The organism is Synechococcus sp. MIT2312, assembly GCF_059772315.1.
Window position 1 is genome coordinate 1,340,990 of the sequence record NZ_CM186281.1, and the last position, 16,006, is coordinate 1,356,995.

Here is a 16,006-nt window from a genome sequence, read left to right on the forward strand (position 1 = left end):
GTGATGCGCTTGCTGCTGATCCACCAACATGCGGCCATCGGGTGCGCTCTGGTGCTTGGCCTGAGCTCCCCCCTCGCTGCTCAGAGTCAACGCGAATCCTTTTCAGGTCGTTATCAGACCAAAAGCAGCAACTGCCGCTTCCTCACAACGAATGGGCAAAAGCGTGGCTGCCGTTTGATTCAGATCGATGGCAGAACGGCGGCGATCATCAGCATCCGCTTTGTTGGAGCTGGCGATCAGCCAGGAACCAGCCAGAGGCTCACATTCGTGGTGTCTGAGTTGTCAACATCGCCCGTTTTGAACTGCAGCCGTGGCAACTGCCGGCTCATAACAGCCAACTGGCAAGGCAGGATCAACAGTGTTTCCGAAGCGAACTATGACGCCGATGGGCTAGCTGGAGGATTGCCGAAGGCCTGGGCTGTGAGCCAGGGGAACTGCAGCGTCCGTGCAGGACGCATTCTCTGTCGTGCCGACATACCAGCAGGGGGACAGGTCAGTGCCGAAGCACAACTCTGATCATCCAGACCGTGTGATGAGAACGAAGGCGGCACCCAGATTCGAACTGGGGATAAAGGATTTGCAATCCTCTGCCTTACCACTTGGCCATGCCGCCACTCGGAGCAAATCCGCTCCACTGGCGGATCGTATCAGCGAGACCGCCCCTGCTCTGCTGGTGATCAGCAACGGACACGGCGAGGATCTGATCGCACTGAAAATCATCGAAGCGCTGCACCGACGGCAACCGGCCTGGGCCGTGAAGGTGCTTCCTCTCGTTGGCCAGGGCAACTGTTTTCAGGCCGCGATTGAACAAGGCTGGGTGCAGAAAATCGGTCCGGGAGCACGACTTCCCAGCGGAGGATTCAGCAATCAGAGCCTGGGCGCTCTCCTCTCGGATCTCATGGCCGGTCTGCCGCTGCTCACCTGGAAGCAGTGGATCTGCCTGCGGAAGGAGCGCAAGACCACTGCTGCAATCCTGGCCGTGGGAGACCTGCTGCCGCTGCTGATGGCCTGGAGCACCCGTCGGCCGTTCGGATTCATCGGCACTCCCAAGAGCGACTACACCTGGAGCAGCGGACCAGGGCAAGCACTGAGTGATCGCTATCACGCACTGAAAGGCAGCGAGTGGGATCCCTGGGAATGGCATGTGATGAAACAGCGTGGCTGCCGCCTGGTGGCCATGCGCGACCGTCTCACCGCAAGGGGACTTCGCCGCCACGGCGTCAACGCAACCAGCCCCGGGAACCCAATGATGGATGGGCTTGCTCCATCAGACCCCCCCGCCAGCCTGGAGCGATGCCGACGCATCCTGCTGCTTTGCGGCAGCCGGATGCCTGAGGCACTGAACAACTTCCGCCGCCTGATCAGCGGACTGCTGCAGATGCCAAGCCCCGTGCCTCTGGCCGTTCTGGCAGCCCTTGGCTCCAGCCCCCACCAGAGCGAGCTGGCTGAACTGCTGCAAAGTCTGGGATTCCGCAGCTGCCCTCCTCCAAGCAGCGCCCTCGAAGCCGCCGAATGCTGGGTGCATGGTCCGGTGCTTCTCCTGATTGGACCAGGGCGATTCCAGCAGTGGGCGGCTTGGGCGGAAGCAGGTGTTGCCACCGCCGGCACAGCCACAGAACAAATGGTGGGACTGGGAATCCCAGCCCTGTCCTTGCCAGGTCGTGGGCCACAGTTCACCCGTGGGTTTGCCGAGAGGCAGAGCCGACTTCTCGGTGGCGCCGTCCGCACCTGTGAATCGGAACAGGAGCTGGGCCGCCGGCTTGCCCAGCTTCTCAATGACCCTCTGCTGCGGCAGGAGATGGGACGCATCGGGCGCCAGAGGATGGGCCCGGCCGGCGGCAGCGAAGCCATTGCACGGGAGGTGATCGGCCAGCTCGCACCCGACCGCTGATACTGGGTTTCTCTTCAGAACGAAGGATCTCCTTCCCAACGCCATGGCCGCCATTCAGGACCGCGACTATCTGAGGCTTTGCGCGGAACTGGCCAGCCTGCTCAGCATCAGCCAGGCCTCCGCTCGCCGCCGGGTCGAGCAAAAGGCGGCTCAGAATGGCGCACGGGATGCGGAAACCCGAATGGCGGCGGCAGCAAGCCTGCTTGACGCAGCGAGGGCTGAACAGGCCGGGGGCTCAGCAGGCAGCAACTTGGACACCCTGCTGGAGGCTGAGCCCATGGATCAACACTTCATGCTCGAAGACTGAATCCGCTCAGTGCTCAAAGGTGTTGACGAAGCGGAAACGATCCAGATCAGACATCACTGGAACGCATGCGAAACAACGCTGCGCCAGCTCCCAGCGACCCTCTCGCCGCAACATCACCTCCAATTGGCGGCGCGCGGGGAGCAGATAACGGGCATCGTTGGCGGCATAGGCCAGCTGGGCGTCGCTCAACTCATCAACCCTTCCCCAATCACTGCTCTGGGCCTGTTTATCCAGCTCAACTCCGACCAGTTCCATGACCAGATCCTTGAGGCCATGACGCGGGGTGTAGGTGCGTGCCAGGCGACTGCCAACCTTGGTGCAGAACACAGGATTGACTCGGATCGACAGACCCGTGGCCAGCGCCGCCACGTCAAACCGGGCGAAATGGAACACCTTCTCAATGGCCTGAGCCTCCATCAGTGACTTCAACCGCGGGGCCTCCGTCTGGCCAAGACCAACGCGAATACAGGCAACCTGGTCTCTGTCGTCGCAGATCTGCACCAAACAGAGTCGGTCACGTCCATGAATCAGCCCCATGGCTTCGGTGTCGACCGCAAGGGCCTTCGCTTGGACGAAGCGGTCATACCAGTCCTGATCCAGGTCTCCGTCAAAGACTGCGAATGCGCAGGGCTCATTGGGGATCTCAGCCATGGAGGGAAAGCAAGGGACGACAACCAACAACCACTCTGGCCTCAGCGGGCGATCGATCGAGTTTTAACTGAGCGCTTGAAAATCAGAACGAGACCGAGTTAGACAAAATCGAGACAGCTTGTTTTCATGCTCACCCAACGCAAACCAACGCGCTCCTGTCTGTCGGACATCGAACACTATTTCCAACAGCCCCCGCCGCTCTTCCTGGATCTCGAGCTGGCGGTCTGCTGGGTTTTGGACTGCCTGCTGCAGAACGACAGCTACCCCTCAGGACTGCTCCAGCGCCTGCAGAGTGATCATCCCAAGCTGCGGCTCTCCGAAACGGTGCTGCATCAGGCGGTCGATTTTCTCGAGCAGCAGGAAATGCTTGATTCCTACACCAAGCGTTGTCCAAGCAGGGGGCGCCCCCGCCGCATGCTGCATCTGCATCAGGACGCCAGAGGACAGGCTGAACGCCTGATGGAACCCTGGAGCCGCTGGCTTCACGAACACGATCCACTGACCACCTAGCCACTGACCACGTAGAACAGACCTCTGTTCGGGCAGCAGTTAGTCGGATGCCATCCCCCCAGACGTCCACTCTGCTGCTCACAGCGCTGCTGGGGATTGGACTGGTCTTCTTCCTGCGTGCTGCCAGCAAGGATCGAACCACCGTTGTGGAGGTTCGATCACCGCGGCCTCCGGTGGAAGTCCTGAACGGCCTTGACGCCTGGTTGAAAGAACGAGGCTGGAGCCAGCAGGGCGGGGACGCCGATCGCTGCCTGCTGGAGTACAGAGGCCAGGTTGACAGCAGTGCCGCTCTGGCAATCCTGCTTTCACTGCTTGGAACCGTCGGCGCGGGCAGCCTTGGACTGGTCGTCCGACAGATCAACCCATCCTTGAACTGGTGGCCTCTGCTGATGGCCACTCTTGGACCCTTGGCCGGATTGATCTACACCCGTCGCGCAAAACGAGTGGAGGCGATTCAGATCCGCCTGATCGAGCCTGAGACAGGCGAAGGCAGCACACTTCGCCTGCGCGCCCATCGCGACGAGCTCATCGCCCTTGAACTCGCCCTTGCCGATCCGCTGGAACTAGCCAGCGATGGCGCGTTGCTGACATCACCGATCTGAGGTGACTCCGCAACGGCTGGTCCTGCCCGCGGCATTGATGGCCGCTGGGCTCATCCTGTCAGTCGTGATGGCAAACGCCGCCAAGACACCACACCTTCAGGATGACGACCCACTCACGGGAGTCAGGGTTGGCGTGCCCGCCGCCTGGACGGGCCGAGCAACAACCTCTGAATCCATGGAGATTCTGGTTCTGGCAGGCCATGCCGACTCTCAGGGAATCGAGGGAGCCGGGACTTCGGGAGCAGCTGTTGACCGGGGAGGAGCCCGCCCCATGGATGCACGCATGCGCGATGAACTGTTCTGGAATCGGCTGGTTCGTGATGCCGTGGTGAAAACAGGCCAGGCACGCGGACTCAAGATCCGGTCCTATGAACCGGATCAACTCACGATTACGAATGAAGAGGATCCACGCACCAACTGGTCAGTGGGGCGACGTCACCACGACGCAGGCGGTTATGCCCTGGAGATCCATTTCGATGCCTACGGCCGCCACGGCGTCGGATCAGGCCTGATCCCCAAACTGCGAAGTCCGGCGACAAGAATTGACGAAAGCCTGGCCCTCAATTTCGGGCGCTATCCCATCAACTTTCGCGGTGGTCTGGGCGCACCCAGACGAGGCATCAGCATTCTCGAGATCGGCAAACTGGAGGGACAGCTGGAGCGGACGCTGCGGGATCCACAGAGTCGCGATGCGGTGATTGCCGCTCTGGCCCTTCGCATCGTTGAAGCCATCGAGCTGGGCATCGGGGAGGCCCCTGACCCGGCAACCCAGCAGCTCAGTTCACCGCCTGATGCGGACGACAGCGTTCCTCAAGCGATGGATCGTCGAACCAATGTTGTGGACGGGTGAACAGATCCGTGAGAAGGGCCTCACGAGACCCCTCCTCGGCCTGATAGCCATATTCCCAGCGAGCCAGAGGCGGCAGAGACATCAGGATCGATTCCGTGCGGCCATTGGTCTGCAACCCGAAGATTGTTCCGCGATCCCAGACCAGGTTGAATTCCACATACCTGCCCCGTCGATACAACTGGAAGTGACGCTCACGGTCTCCGTAAGCGAGGCCATTGCGCTTGTCGATAATCGGCGTGTAGGCAGGGAGGAATGCTGTTCCGTTGGCCCTCGCCAGATCATGCAGCTGCTCCCAGGAAAGATTGACTGAACCGATCTCCGCCGCTTTGCGAGCAGCTGGGCCCTCAGGGTCCTGGCCGCGGTAAAGACGCCCAGACCCGTCCTGGTAGTCGTAGAAGATGCCGCCGATCCCCCTGGTCTCCTGGCGATGCTTCAGGTAGAAGTACTCGTCACACCAGGGCTTGAACACCTGGTAGAGACGCTCATCGACTGAATCACAAGCCTGCTGATGGGTGCGATGAAAATGGCGTGCATCCTCCAGAAAGGGGTAGTAAGGCGTGAGATCAGCGCCACCTCCGAACCACCAGACCGGTCCAGCCTCGAAATAGCGGTAGTTGAGATGCACGGTCGGAACGAATGGATTTCTGGGATGCAGAACCATGGAGGTGCCGGTGGCAAACCATGGATGCCCTTTGGCCTCGGGACGCTGTTTGAGGATTGAAGGAGGCAGTTCCTTGCCGTGCACTTCAGAGAAATTCACGCCTCCCTGTTCGAAGATGCGACCTTCACGCATCACGCGGGAACGCCCACCTCCTCCTTCTGGCCGATCCCAGCTCTCTTCCTGAAACTTGCCAACACCATCGATCTCTTCGAGGCCTGAGCAGATCTCATCCTGAAGGCCCATCACCAGCGCACGGGCACGATCGCGGGAGTCGGCGGGGGGACGCTCTCCCGAAACAGCCGCAGACGAGGGCATGGCCCCGAGCATCCGGCCCTTCAGACGCTTAATCAGGGAACGGACCATGGTCGACAGTGTCGGTGAACTCCTGACCATTTCAGCCCAGCACCGTCTCCGACAAGTCCGTGTGAAGGACTGTCATGGAAAAGCGCCCCTAGGATCCAGCCATCGAATGGGACGCATGACCACTGCGGAACAGGCCACTCAGGCGCTCAGCGACCTCCGCGATGCGGGAAGTGACCGTTCCCTACTGGACCTCGGCTGGCTCGACCAGGTGCGGGTGGCACCTCCACGGGCAGTGATCCGATTGAACCTGCCGGGATTCGCCCAGAACCAGCGTGATCAGATCGTGAGCGGTGCGAGGCAGCGACTCCTGCAACTGGAGGGCATCGACGATGTCCAGATCGAACTGGGGCAACCACCCTCCCAGGGAGGGATCGGACAGGCAGGCCACGGCCAGGTCGCCGAACGACAGTCGATTCCCGGTGTCCGCCACGTGATCGCGGTCAGCAGCGGCAAGGGTGGGGTTGGCAAGAGCACGGTGGCGGTGAATCTGGCCTGTTCCTTAGCCGTGCGCGGGCTGAAGGTGGGGCTTCTGGATGCCGACATCTATGGTCCGAATGCCCCAACCATGCTCGGGGTGGCTGACCGTACGCCTGAGGTGAGCGGCAGTGGAGATAACCAGTGCATGCAGCCGATCGAGACCTGCGGCGTGGCCATGGTGTCGATGGGTCTGCTGATTGAAGAGAACCAGCCCGTGATCTGGCGCGGACCCATGCTCAACGGGATCATTCGCCAGTTTCTCTATCAAGTGCAGTGGGGAGAGCGCGATGTGTTGGTGGTTGACCTGCCGCCTGGCACCGGCGATGCCCAATTGTCATTAGCCCAGGCTGTGCCGATGGCCGGTGTGGTGATCGTGACCACCCCCCAGCAAGTGGCCCTTCAGGATGCTCGTCGTGGATTGGCGATGTTCCGTCAGATGAGCATCCCAGTGCTGGGTGTGGTCGAAAACATGAGCGCGTTCATTCCGCCAGACCAGCCCGATCGCAGATATGCCCTGTTCGGCTCAGGCGGTGGCCAGACCCTGGCCGATGCCTTCGACGTCCCCCTGCTGGCCCAAATCCCCATGGAGATGCCTGTCCAGGAAGGCGGCGATCAGGGCAGGCCGATCACCTTGTCTAAGCCCGACTCAGTGAGCGCCAAGACATTTCTGGCGCTGGCAGATCGTCTCTCACCGATGGTGACCAACGAAGCCTGATCATGGTGTCCGGAGTCGGCCTCAGTGGACAACCTCTGTTCAGAAGGCCCGACAAACGGCGGGGTCGCAGAGGCGAGCGGGACTGGATTCTGTGGGGAGTGCCGCTGGCCATGGTGGCCGTGGCTGGACTTCTGATCGCGAGCACGCAACGTCAGGCCGATTACGCGGACTGGTATCACCACTGGATCACTGCCGCTGTCGGCGTGGGGATCGCACTGTTGCTGGCGAGGCTGTCGCTGCTGCGACTCCGCCCCCTGCTAGTCCCCATTTACGGACTCACCGTGATCAGCCTGGTCGCTGTACGCATGATCGGTACCACAGCACTGGGCGCACAACGCTGGATCAGCATCGGGGGCGTTCATGTGCAACCCTCCGAATTTGCGAAGCTGGCTGCAATCCTGCTGCTGGCAGCGGTGTTGGACCGACACCCTGTTGAACGTCCGGTGGATCTGCTCAGGCCACTGGGCGTGATCTCACTCCCCTGGGTGCTGGTGTTCATCCAGCCCGATCTAGGCACATCGCTGGTGTTCGGGGCGCTGTTGTTAACGATGCTCTACTGGTCGGGAATGCCTTTTGAGTGGCTGGTTCTGCTGCTCTCCCCACTGATCACGGCGCTGCTCGCTGGACTGTTCCCCTGGGGACTGGCCGCCTGGATCCCATTCACACTGGGCATCGCCTACCGATCTCTGCCATGGAAAAAAGTCGCGCTGGCTTTAGTCCTGGCCGTTCAGAGCGCAGCTGCACTGGTGACTCCCTGGCTCTGGGCCAACGGCCTGCAGGATTATCAGCGCGACCGACTGGTGCTGTTTCTCGACCCCACCAAGGACCCCTTGGGTGGTGGCTATCACCTCCTGCAGAGCACTGTGGGAATTGGTTCCGGAGGACTGTTCGGCACTGGCCTGCTGCAGGGACAACTCACCAAGCTGCGCTTCATCCCCGAGCAGCACACCGATTTCATCTTCAGTGCGCTGGGTGAGGAGCTGGGATTCGTGGGCACAATTCTGGTGGTGGTTGGCTTCGCACTACTGATGGGGCGCATGCTTCAGGTGGCAGGAAAAGCTCGGACCGACTTCGAATCATTGGTGGTGATCGGCGTCGCCACGATGCTGATGTTCCAGGTTGTGGTGAACATCTTCATGACCATCGGCCTTGGGCCCGTGACCGGCATTCCACTGCCCTTCATGAGCTACGGACGCAGCGCCATGGTGGTGAATTTCATCGCTCTTGGCTTGTGCCTGTCCGTGGCGAGACGTGCAAGGCGAGCTCTGATCCGTTGAAGGACTCCACACCGCTGCTGCAGTCAATTCAGGCCTGTATGGCGACGGGCGTCCCTCCCGGCCAGGCCAGCGACACCAATGCCCGACGGCTGTGGTGGGGTGGCTTGGAAGTGCTGCAGGATCTGCTGGAGATCCAAGACAACACTGCCGCAGGCATCTGGCTGGCGGCACCGCTACCAGCCCTTTATGCCCCCGATCTGCTTCAGCGTTTTCAGGGCTGGGTCTGGGCACCTGAGGCCCTGGATGTGCTGAGTGCCGCCGAGCGATCAACCCTGCTTCCACCGGATCGCCTCAATGCCAGACAGAGCCCTGTCCCATCGGCCACATCCAACGAGCACTTCCAGCGCTTGCCCTTGAGAGAGTCCGACAGTCACGATCCGCTGCTGATCGTGATCACAAGCCGGCTCCAGGTGGCACTGGCCCTCCATGGCGAGGAGGGGCAGCGGCAGCTGCTGATGCGCAGCGAGCCCGACATTCTTGGCCAGGCCCTGACGCTGGTTGAACAGCGTCTGCGCCTGGATGCACCTGAGCAGGCCGACGGACTGCAACAGGCGGTTCGGCAACTCGGCCCTTTGCAGAGCAGCAGCGATCTGGCCACACGCTTCTGGCCCCGCCTGGCGGAGCGGCTCGCTGGCATGGCGCCCACGGTCATGTTGCAGACAGCGCAGGGGCCCAAATCCTCGCCACCTCCTGCGCAGTCTGCGAATGGTGACGGAGATGAGGATGCGGAGCTGTCGCTGCTGGAGGCCATCACACATGAAGTGCGCACACCCTTGGCCACCATCCGCACCTTGATCCGCTCCCTGCTGCGCCGCCGTGACCTTTCAGAGCAGGTGCTCGGTCGCCTGCGGCAGATCGACACCGAATGCAGCGAGCAGATCGATCGGTTCGGGCTGATTTTTCAGGCGGCCGAACTGCAGCGGCAGCCCCATAGCTCATCCGCGCTGGCTCGCACCGACCTTGGAGCGATGCTGAATCTTCTGGCGCCGGGATGGGAACAACAGCTGCAACGCCGGGGATTACATCTCGAGCTGAGCCTGGAGAGTGGACTTCCCCCCGTCCTGAGCGATCCAGGTCGACTGGAACCCATGCTTGGCGGACTGATTGACCGCTGCAGCCGCAGCTTGCCGGCAGGAAGCAGCCTTGAGTTGACCCTTCAACCTGCAGGTGCCCGGCTGAAGCTGCAGATTCTCACCAGAACACCTGATCAGCTCTCCACCACGGCAGCCAACATCGACGACTTGTCGCAGGAGAGCCTTGGGCCCGTTCTCAGCTGGAACACCAGCACGGGTGGGCTGCAGCTGAGCCAGACGGCAACCCGTCGACTGCTTGAACGCCTTGGCGGGCGCCTCACCCAGCGCAGGGACCGCGGGCTCACGGTGTTCTTTCCGATCGCCGATCATTGTTGACGGGTGTGAAGGTCCGGGTCTGACCACCAAATCAGAGTCGAATCATTTGCTACTTTCCAAACAGATCGGCATGCGGATTTCCTCAGGACAGCCATGACATCAACTCCTTTGACAGGACAGCTTCCCCAGTACATCGGAAGCACCGGTGGCCTGCTCAATTCCGCTTTAACTGAAGAGAAATACGCAATCACCTGGAGCAGCAAAACCGATCAGGTCTTCGAGCTGCCAACCGGCGGTGCTGCTGTGATGAACACCGGCGAAAACATCATGTATTTCGCACGCAAGGAACAGTGCCTGGCACTGGGCACGCAGCTGCGCACCAAATTCAAGCCCCGGATCGAGGACTACAAGATTTACCGGATCTACCCCGGTGGTGACACTGAATTCCTGCATCCCAAGGACGGTGTCTTCCCCGAGAAAGTCAATGAGGGTCGCGCAATGGTGGGGCATAACCCACGCCGCATCGGCCAGAACACCAATCCTGCCAAGATCAAGTTCAGTGGCCGCGACACGTTCGACACCTGATCCCCTCCTCGCTTAGATCCATCTGGTCGTTCTGTTGAGCGGCATGATGGTCGGCGGTCGGTTTCGACGACTTCTTCATGCTCAGTCCCGACCGCAAAGCCTTTCTGGAAGCCGCTCAATCAGGGGCCACCATGATCCCCGTGGCCTGCAGCTGGCCTGCAGATCTCGAGACCCCGCTGACCACCTGGTTAAAAGTCGGAGATCAACGACCACCTGGAGTCCTGCTCGAATCTGTAGAAGGTGGCGAGACTCTCGGCCGCTGGAGCGTGGTGGCCTGTGACCCTGTGTGGACGTTGTCAGCAGCTCGTGATGGGCTGGAGCGGATTTGGCGTGACAATCACCGCGAGACCTTCAGCGGCAACCCCTTCGATTGTTTGAGAGGCTGTCTGGAGCCCTACCGGCCTGCAACGCTGCCGGGGCTGCCTCCCCTGGGCCAGCTCTATGGAATGTGGGGATACGAGCTGATCCGCTGGATCGAGCCCAGCGTTCCTGTCCATCCCGCGATCGCCGATGGTCCACCCGATGGATTGTGGATGCTGATGGACAGCATCCTGATCTTCGACCAGGTGAAACGCCTGATTACCGCTGTTGCCTACGGAGATCTCAGCGGACAGCGCAATGCAGCCACAAGCCCTGAGGATGCCTGGGACGGAGCGATGACGCGCATCAACTCACTGCGCGAACGCATGGCAGCCCCCTTGCCGCCCGTGCGACCTCTCAACTGGAGGCCCGACAGAGGTGCGACCCCAGAGACCCGAAGCAATCGCACCCGGGAGGATTTCCACCAGGCGGTGGACCAGGCACGTGACCACATCGCTGCTGGTGATGCCTTCCAGCTGGTGGTGAGTCAGCGGCTAAGCGCTGACGTCGATCATCCACCGCTGGATCTGTACCGCAGTCTGCGGATGATCAACCCCTCTCCATACATGGCCTTTTTCGACTTCGGTGACTGGCAGCTGATCGGCTCCAGTCCCGAGGTGATGGTGAAAGCGGAACCGGATCAGGGTGGGATCCGCACGGTGCTGCGACCGATTGCCGGTACCAGGCCCCGAGGCAGTAATCCTGTGGAAGACCGGAACTTCGAAGCCGACCTGCTGGCCGATCCCAAGGAGCGCGCAGAGCATGTGATGCTCGTTGACCTAGGCCGCAATGACCTGGGCCGGGTCTGTGCGCCCGGTTCGGTCTCCGTGCGTGAACTGATGGTGATCGAGCGTTATTCCCATGTCATGCACATCGTGAGCGAAGTGGAGGGGCGTCTTGCCCCTGGCAAGGACATCTGGGATCTGTTGATGGCCTCCTTCCCGGCAGGAACTGTGAGCGGAGCTCCAAAGATCAGGGCGATGCAGCTGATCCACGACCTTGAACCCGACGCCCGTGGTCCCTACTCCGGGGTTTACGGCTCGGTGGACCTGGCCGGAGCACTCAATACCGCCATCACCATCCGCACCATGGTGGTGAAACCAAGATCCGACGGCGGATGGACCCTGCAGGTACAGGCCGGAGCGGGGATCGTGGCCGATTCCCAGCCAGAAGCGGAGTTCCAGGAGACACTCAACAAGGCGCGGGGGATGCTCACAGCACTGGCCTGTCTCGAGGACGTCGGAGCATGAGCCGGAACAGGTTGCTCAAAGGTTTTGAAGTCGAGCTGTTCACCGGCCGATCCGATGGCCGCAATGTCGGCATCGCAGCCCGCGCCCAACGGGAACTCGAGGGCTTTGTCACGGAACCGGATCACCGCAATCTCGAATATGTGACCGATCCGCAGGCCGATTACGACGGCATTGCAGAGGCCTTGCTCTCTCCTCGCCGCAAGCTGCGTTGCTGGCTGATGGAGCAAGGTCTCACCCTGTTGCCAGGCAGCACCCTGAGCCTTGGCGACACCGATCGTTTTGAGCGATCAGACCCGGACAACCCTTATCACTCACTGATCGAAGCCACCTACGGCACGGCAGTGGTGACAGCAAGCATCCATATCAACCTGGGGATCGACAATCCAGCTGAATTGTTCGCTGCGCTGCGTCTTGTGCGCTGTGAAGCGGCTCTGTTGTTGTCTCTGAGTGCCAGTTCACCCTTCCTCAACGGCCGGATCACCGGAGCGCATTCCCAGCGTTGGCTCCAGTTCCCGCTCACTCCGGCCCGCGTTCCACTCTTCCTTGACCACCAGCACTTCATCTCCTGGACCAATCAGCAGATTGAGGCCGGTTCCATGCACAACGTCCGGCACCTCTGGACCTCCGTGCGACCGAACGGACCGGACCGTCCGCACCAACTCAATCGTCTCGAGCTGCGCATCTGCGATCTGATCACCGACCCAGAGGTGTTGATTGCAGTGACCGTTCTTCTGGAACTACGGGTGCAGCAGGTGCTGCGAGAGCCCGAACAGCACGACCCCCTGCAATGCAGTGCGCTCAATCTTCAGCAACTGGAAGAGCTCAGCATGAGCAACGATCGCGCCGCGGCCCGTTCCAGTCTTGAGGCCAAACTGCACAACTGGCGCGACGGACGGGAACGCTCCTGCAGGGACTGGCTGGAGCAGCTGATCGACAGCGTGACGCCGCTGGCTGAAGAGCTTGGATTGAAGCAACAACTCCGTCCACTGGCAGCTGTTTTACAAGAAGGCAATCAGGCCATGCGATGGCTGAACTGCATTCACTCCGGAGAAAGTATCGAATCGGTGCTGCGCGAGAGCATCACGACCATGCGAGAGGAGGAGATGCGTGGGGTTTGCACACCGGCCGAACGCACTTTGGGATGATCATGACGACTCCAGATCCCGACCCGCTTTCGATGTCCTCCTCCCCCGCAATGATTCCTGCGAGCGATCAGCCCAGGGCTGCGGTGCAGGAGACATCCGGCAATGGCCATCTGCTGCAGCAGCGCCTCGCTCTGGTCGAGGATCTATGGCAGACCGTGCTGCGCAGCGAATGCCCCGCTGAACAGGCTGAACGCCTGCTGCGCATGAAGCAGCTCAGTGATCCGGCCTTGCCCGAACCCAGTGCCGTTAGCTCGGATTCCGTGGTCTCGCTGATTCGAGACATGGATCTGTCGGAAGCCATTGCAGCGGCCAGAGCCTTCTCGCTCTATTTCCAGCTGGTGAACATCCTCGAGCAGCGCATCGAGGAGGACAGCTACCTCGAAAGCATCGTCCGCTCTCAGGAACTGGCCGAGCAGATCGATCCCTTCACTCCACCACTGGCAACTCAGACAGAGCCCGCCACGTTCAGTGAATTGTTTGAACGCCTGCGGCGACTGAACGTGCCCCCCGCACAGCTGGAGACCTTGCTTCAGGAACTCGACATCCGGCTGGTTTTCACAGCCCATCCCACGGAAATCGTGCGTCACACGGTGAGGCACAAACAGCGACGTGTTGCCAGCCTCCTGCAACAGCTGGAGACCGCCTTCGAAACGAGTCCACGCGAAGCCGACGGCATCCGTCTTCAGCTGGAAGAGGAAATCAGGCTCTGGTGGCGTACGGATGAACTGCACCAGTTCAAGCCATCCGTGCTCGATGAGGTCGATTACGCCCTGCACTATTTCCAGCAGGTTCTGTTCGACGCCATGCCGCAGCTGCGTCGCCGCCTGACCACCGCACTCTCCGGCAGTTACCCCGATGTCCAGCTGCCCCCGTCGTCCTTCTGCACCTTCGGGTCCTGGGTCGGGTCCGATCGCGACGGCAACCCTTCCGTCACCACAGACATCACCTGGCGGACAGCCTGTTATCAGCGCCAGCTGATGCTGGACCGCTACATCAGTGCCGTCCAGAGCCTGCGCGACCAGCTCAGCATCTCGATGCAGTGGAGTCAGGTGAGTGCTTCGCTGCTCGAATCACTGGAAATGGATCGGTTTCGCTTCCCGGAGGTCTACGAGGAGAGAGCCACCCGCTATCGCCTCGAGCCCTACCGCTTGAAGATGAGCTTCATGCTCGAACGGTTGCGTCTCACCAAGCTGAGAAACGATCAGCTGGCGGATGCAGGATGGCGAGCTCCTGCGGAAAGTCCCCAGCCGTTTGCGCCCGAGAGTCAGCCGAGCGAAGCTCTGCACTACGGCTCAGTTGCCGAATTCCGCAGTGATCTTGAGCTGATCCGAACAAGCCTGGTCAGCACCGATCTCACCTGTGAGCCTCTCGACACACTGCTCACGCAGGTTCACATCTACGGATTCTCGCTTGCGGGGCTCGATATCCGTCAGGAGAGCACGCGGCACAGTGACGCCCTGGATGAACTCAGCCGATACCTCAATCCAGATCAGGCCTATGGAGACCTGAACGAGCAGGAGCGCGTGAACTGGTTGCTCCAGGAGCTGCAGACGCGCCGACCGCTGATTCCTCCTGCAGTGGATTGGTCAGCCACCACGGCGGAAACGGTGGATGTGTTCCGAATGCTGCATCGTCTGCAGGACGAGTTCGGCAGCCGCATCTGTCGCACTTACGTGATTTCCATGAGTCACAGCGTTTCCGACTTGCTGGAGGTGCTGCTGCTGGCCAAGGAGGCCGGCCTCGTGGATCCCTCCGCTGGCCATGCCGATCTGCTGGTGGTTCCTCTGTTCGAAACGGTGGAGGATCTTCAGCGAGCTCCCGACGTGATGGAAGAGCTGTTCCAGACAACGCTTTACCGAAACCTCTTGCCTCGCGTGGGCAGCCAAGGGCTGCCGCTCCAGGAACTGATGCTCGGTTATTCCGACAGCAACAAGGACTCTGGATTCCTCTCCAGCAACTGGGAAATTCACAAGGCACAGATTGCATTGCAGGATCTGGCAGCACGCAATGGCGTGGCCCTGCGTTTGTTCCATGGCCGTGGAGGCTCCGTCGGCAGAGGCGGTGGCCCCGCCTATCAGGCAATCCTGGCCCAACCGAGCGGCACGCTGCAGGGACGCATCAAGATCACCGAGCAGGGTGAAGTGCTGGCGTCCAAATACAGCCTGCCTGAGCTTGCTCTCTACAACCTTGAGACGGTCACCACAGCAGTGGTGCAGAACAGCCTGGTGACCAATCAGCTGGATGCCACCCCGAGCTGGAACGAGCTGATGGCTCGACTGGCGAAATGCTCACGCCGCCACTACCGGGCCCTCGTGCATGACAATCCTGACCTGGTGGCCTTTTTCGAGCAGGTGACTCCGATTGAAGAGATCAGCAAACTGCAGATCTCCAGTCGTCCGGCACGGCGCAAATCCGGCGCCAGGGATCTGTCCAGCCTCCGTGCGATTCCCTGGGTGTTTGGCTGGACCCAGAGCCGATTCCTGCTGCCCAGCTGGTTCGGTGTGGGCACAGCTCTCAGTGAAGAGCTCGAAGCTGATCCAGAGCAGATGACCTTGCTGCGCACCCTGCACCAGCGCTGGCCCTTCTTCCGGATGCTGATTTCCAAAGTGGAGATGACTCTCTCGAAAGTCGATCTCGATCTGGCCCGTCATTACGTGACCAGCCTGGGCAGTGCAAGCCACCACGATGCGTTTGAACGGATCTACTCGACGATCGCTGATGAATACACACTCACTCGACGCCTGGTTCTGGACATCACCAGACAGGAAAGGCTGCTGGATGCCGACCCTGCACTGCAGCTGTCGGTGAACCTGCGCAACCGCACGATTGTGCCGCTGGGGTTCTTGCAGGTGGCCCTGCTCAAACGCCTGCGTGACCAGAATCGTCAGCCACCGATGAGTGAATTTCCAAGTGACGGTGACGGTCGGACCTACAGCCGCAGCGAGCTTCTACGCGGTGCCCTGCTCACCATCAACGGCATTGCCGCTGGCATGCGCAACACTGGTTGAGTCAC

At 60.9% G+C, this 16,006-nt stretch carries 15 protein-coding genes and 1 tRNA gene; 13 read left to right on the forward strand and 3 right to left on the reverse strand.

Annotation, left to right across the window (positions count from 1 at the left end; all coding sequences use genetic code 11):
* Nucleotides 1–3 precede the first annotated feature (3 nt).
* Complete coding sequence (locus AC6EI9_RS07870; protein WP_498467241.1) at nucleotides 4–516, forward strand: hypothetical protein; 513 nt, start codon at nucleotides 4–6, stop codon at nucleotides 514–516.
* A 26-nt stretch (nucleotides 517–542) separates the two neighbouring features.
* Here the strand turns inward: AC6EI9_RS07870 and AC6EI9_RS07875 are convergent.
* Nucleotides 543–613: transfer RNA gene (locus AC6EI9_RS07875), tRNA-Cys, on the reverse strand.
* Between the two features lie 54 nt (nucleotides 614–667).
* On the opposite strand from AC6EI9_RS07875, the gene AC6EI9_RS07880 reads away from it, so the two are divergent.
* Nucleotides 668–1,891, forward strand: a complete 1,224-nt coding sequence (locus tag AC6EI9_RS07880; RefSeq protein ID WP_498469972.1) for a lipid-A-disaccharide synthase-related protein — start codon at nucleotides 668–670, stop codon at nucleotides 1,889–1,891.
* A gap of 43 nt (nucleotides 1,892–1,934) precedes the next feature.
* Entirely contained in the window at nucleotides 1,935–2,198 is a 264-nt protein-coding gene (locus AC6EI9_RS07885) for a DUF8658 family protein (protein ID WP_498467242.1), read from the forward strand.
* A gap of 6 nt (nucleotides 2,199–2,204) precedes the next feature.
* On the opposite strand, the gene AC6EI9_RS07890 is transcribed toward AC6EI9_RS07885, so the two are convergent.
* Nucleotides 2,205–2,849: a ribonuclease D gene (locus AC6EI9_RS07890; RefSeq protein WP_498467243.1), complete on the reverse strand. Its 645-nt coding sequence runs from the start codon at nucleotides 2,847–2,849 to the stop codon at nucleotides 2,205–2,207.
* A 126-nt stretch (nucleotides 2,850–2,975) separates the two neighbouring features.
* On the opposite strand from AC6EI9_RS07890, the gene AC6EI9_RS07895 reads away from it, so the two are divergent.
* Genes AC6EI9_RS07895 through AC6EI9_RS07905 form a run of 3 tightly spaced genes read left to right on the forward strand, consistent with a single transcriptional unit; the run spans nucleotide 2,976 to nucleotide 4,811 of the window.
* On the forward strand, nucleotides 2,976–3,359 hold the full coding sequence (locus AC6EI9_RS07895) for a Pex protein (protein WP_498467245.1): 384 nt from the start codon (nucleotides 2,976–2,978) through the stop codon (nucleotides 3,357–3,359).
* Between the two features lie 47 nt (nucleotides 3,360–3,406).
* Nucleotides 3,407–3,961 (forward strand): cofactor assembly of complex C subunit B, encoded by a 555-nt coding sequence (locus AC6EI9_RS07900; protein WP_498467246.1) that lies wholly within the window; start codon nucleotides 3,407–3,409, stop codon nucleotides 3,959–3,961.
* Nucleotides 3,962–3,998: 37 nt separating this feature from the next.
* Nucleotides 3,999–4,811: an N-acetylmuramoyl-L-alanine amidase gene (locus AC6EI9_RS07905; protein WP_498467248.1), complete on the forward strand. Its 813-nt coding sequence runs from the start codon at nucleotides 3,999–4,001 to the stop codon at nucleotides 4,809–4,811.
* Here AC6EI9_RS07905 and hemF read toward each other — a convergent pair.
* On the reverse strand, nucleotides 4,738–5,835 hold the full coding sequence (hemF, locus tag AC6EI9_RS07910) for an oxygen-dependent coproporphyrinogen oxidase (protein ID WP_498467250.1): 1,098 nt from the start codon (nucleotides 5,833–5,835) through the stop codon (nucleotides 4,738–4,740). The genes AC6EI9_RS07905 and hemF overlap by 74 nt on opposite strands.
* 115 nt (nucleotides 5,836–5,950) lie before the next feature.
* Between hemF and AC6EI9_RS07915 the strand changes: the two genes are divergently transcribed.
* The 7 genes from AC6EI9_RS07915 (at nucleotide 5,951) to ppc (ending at nucleotide 16,001) form a co-directional block, all read left to right on the forward strand.
* Nucleotides 5,951–7,027 (forward strand): Mrp/NBP35 family ATP-binding protein, encoded by a 1,077-nt coding sequence (locus AC6EI9_RS07915; protein WP_498469973.1) that lies wholly within the window; start codon nucleotides 5,951–5,953, stop codon nucleotides 7,025–7,027.
* Between the two features lie 2 nt (nucleotides 7,028–7,029).
* The gene (rodA, locus tag AC6EI9_RS07920) at nucleotides 7,030–8,304 is read left to right on the forward strand and encodes a rod shape-determining protein RodA (RefSeq protein WP_498467252.1); all 1,275 of its coding nucleotides are present in this window, start codon (nucleotides 7,030–7,032) and stop codon (nucleotides 8,302–8,304) included.
* 38 nt (nucleotides 8,305–8,342) lie between these two features.
* On the forward strand, nucleotides 8,343–9,713 hold the full coding sequence (locus AC6EI9_RS07925) for a sensor histidine kinase (RefSeq protein ID WP_498469974.1): 1,371 nt from the start codon (nucleotides 8,343–8,345) through the stop codon (nucleotides 9,711–9,713).
* 93 nt (nucleotides 9,714–9,806) lie between these two features.
* Nucleotides 9,807–10,238 carry a photosystem I reaction center subunit II PsaD gene (locus AC6EI9_RS07930; protein WP_067095390.1) on the forward strand — a complete coding sequence of 144 codons (432 nt, stop codon included), beginning with the start codon at nucleotides 9,807–9,809 and terminating at the stop codon, nucleotides 10,236–10,238.
* A 77-nt stretch (nucleotides 10,239–10,315) separates the two neighbouring features.
* Nucleotides 10,316–11,848 (forward strand): anthranilate synthase component I family protein, encoded by a 1,533-nt coding sequence (locus AC6EI9_RS07935; RefSeq protein ID WP_498467254.1) that lies wholly within the window; start codon nucleotides 10,316–10,318, stop codon nucleotides 11,846–11,848.
* Nucleotides 11,845–12,993, forward strand: coding sequence for a glutamate--cysteine ligase (gene gshA / locus AC6EI9_RS07940; RefSeq protein WP_498467256.1), 1,149 nt, complete (start codon nucleotides 11,845–11,847; stop codon nucleotides 12,991–12,993). The genes AC6EI9_RS07935 and gshA overlap by 4 nt, the downstream gene beginning before the upstream one ends.
* On the forward strand, nucleotides 12,990–16,001 hold the full coding sequence (gene ppc / locus AC6EI9_RS07945; RefSeq protein ID WP_498467258.1) for a phosphoenolpyruvate carboxylase: 3,012 nt from the start codon (nucleotides 12,990–12,992) through the stop codon (nucleotides 15,999–16,001). Before gshA ends, ppc begins: the two co-directional genes overlap by 4 nt.
* Nucleotides 16,002–16,006: the final 5 nt, after the last annotated feature.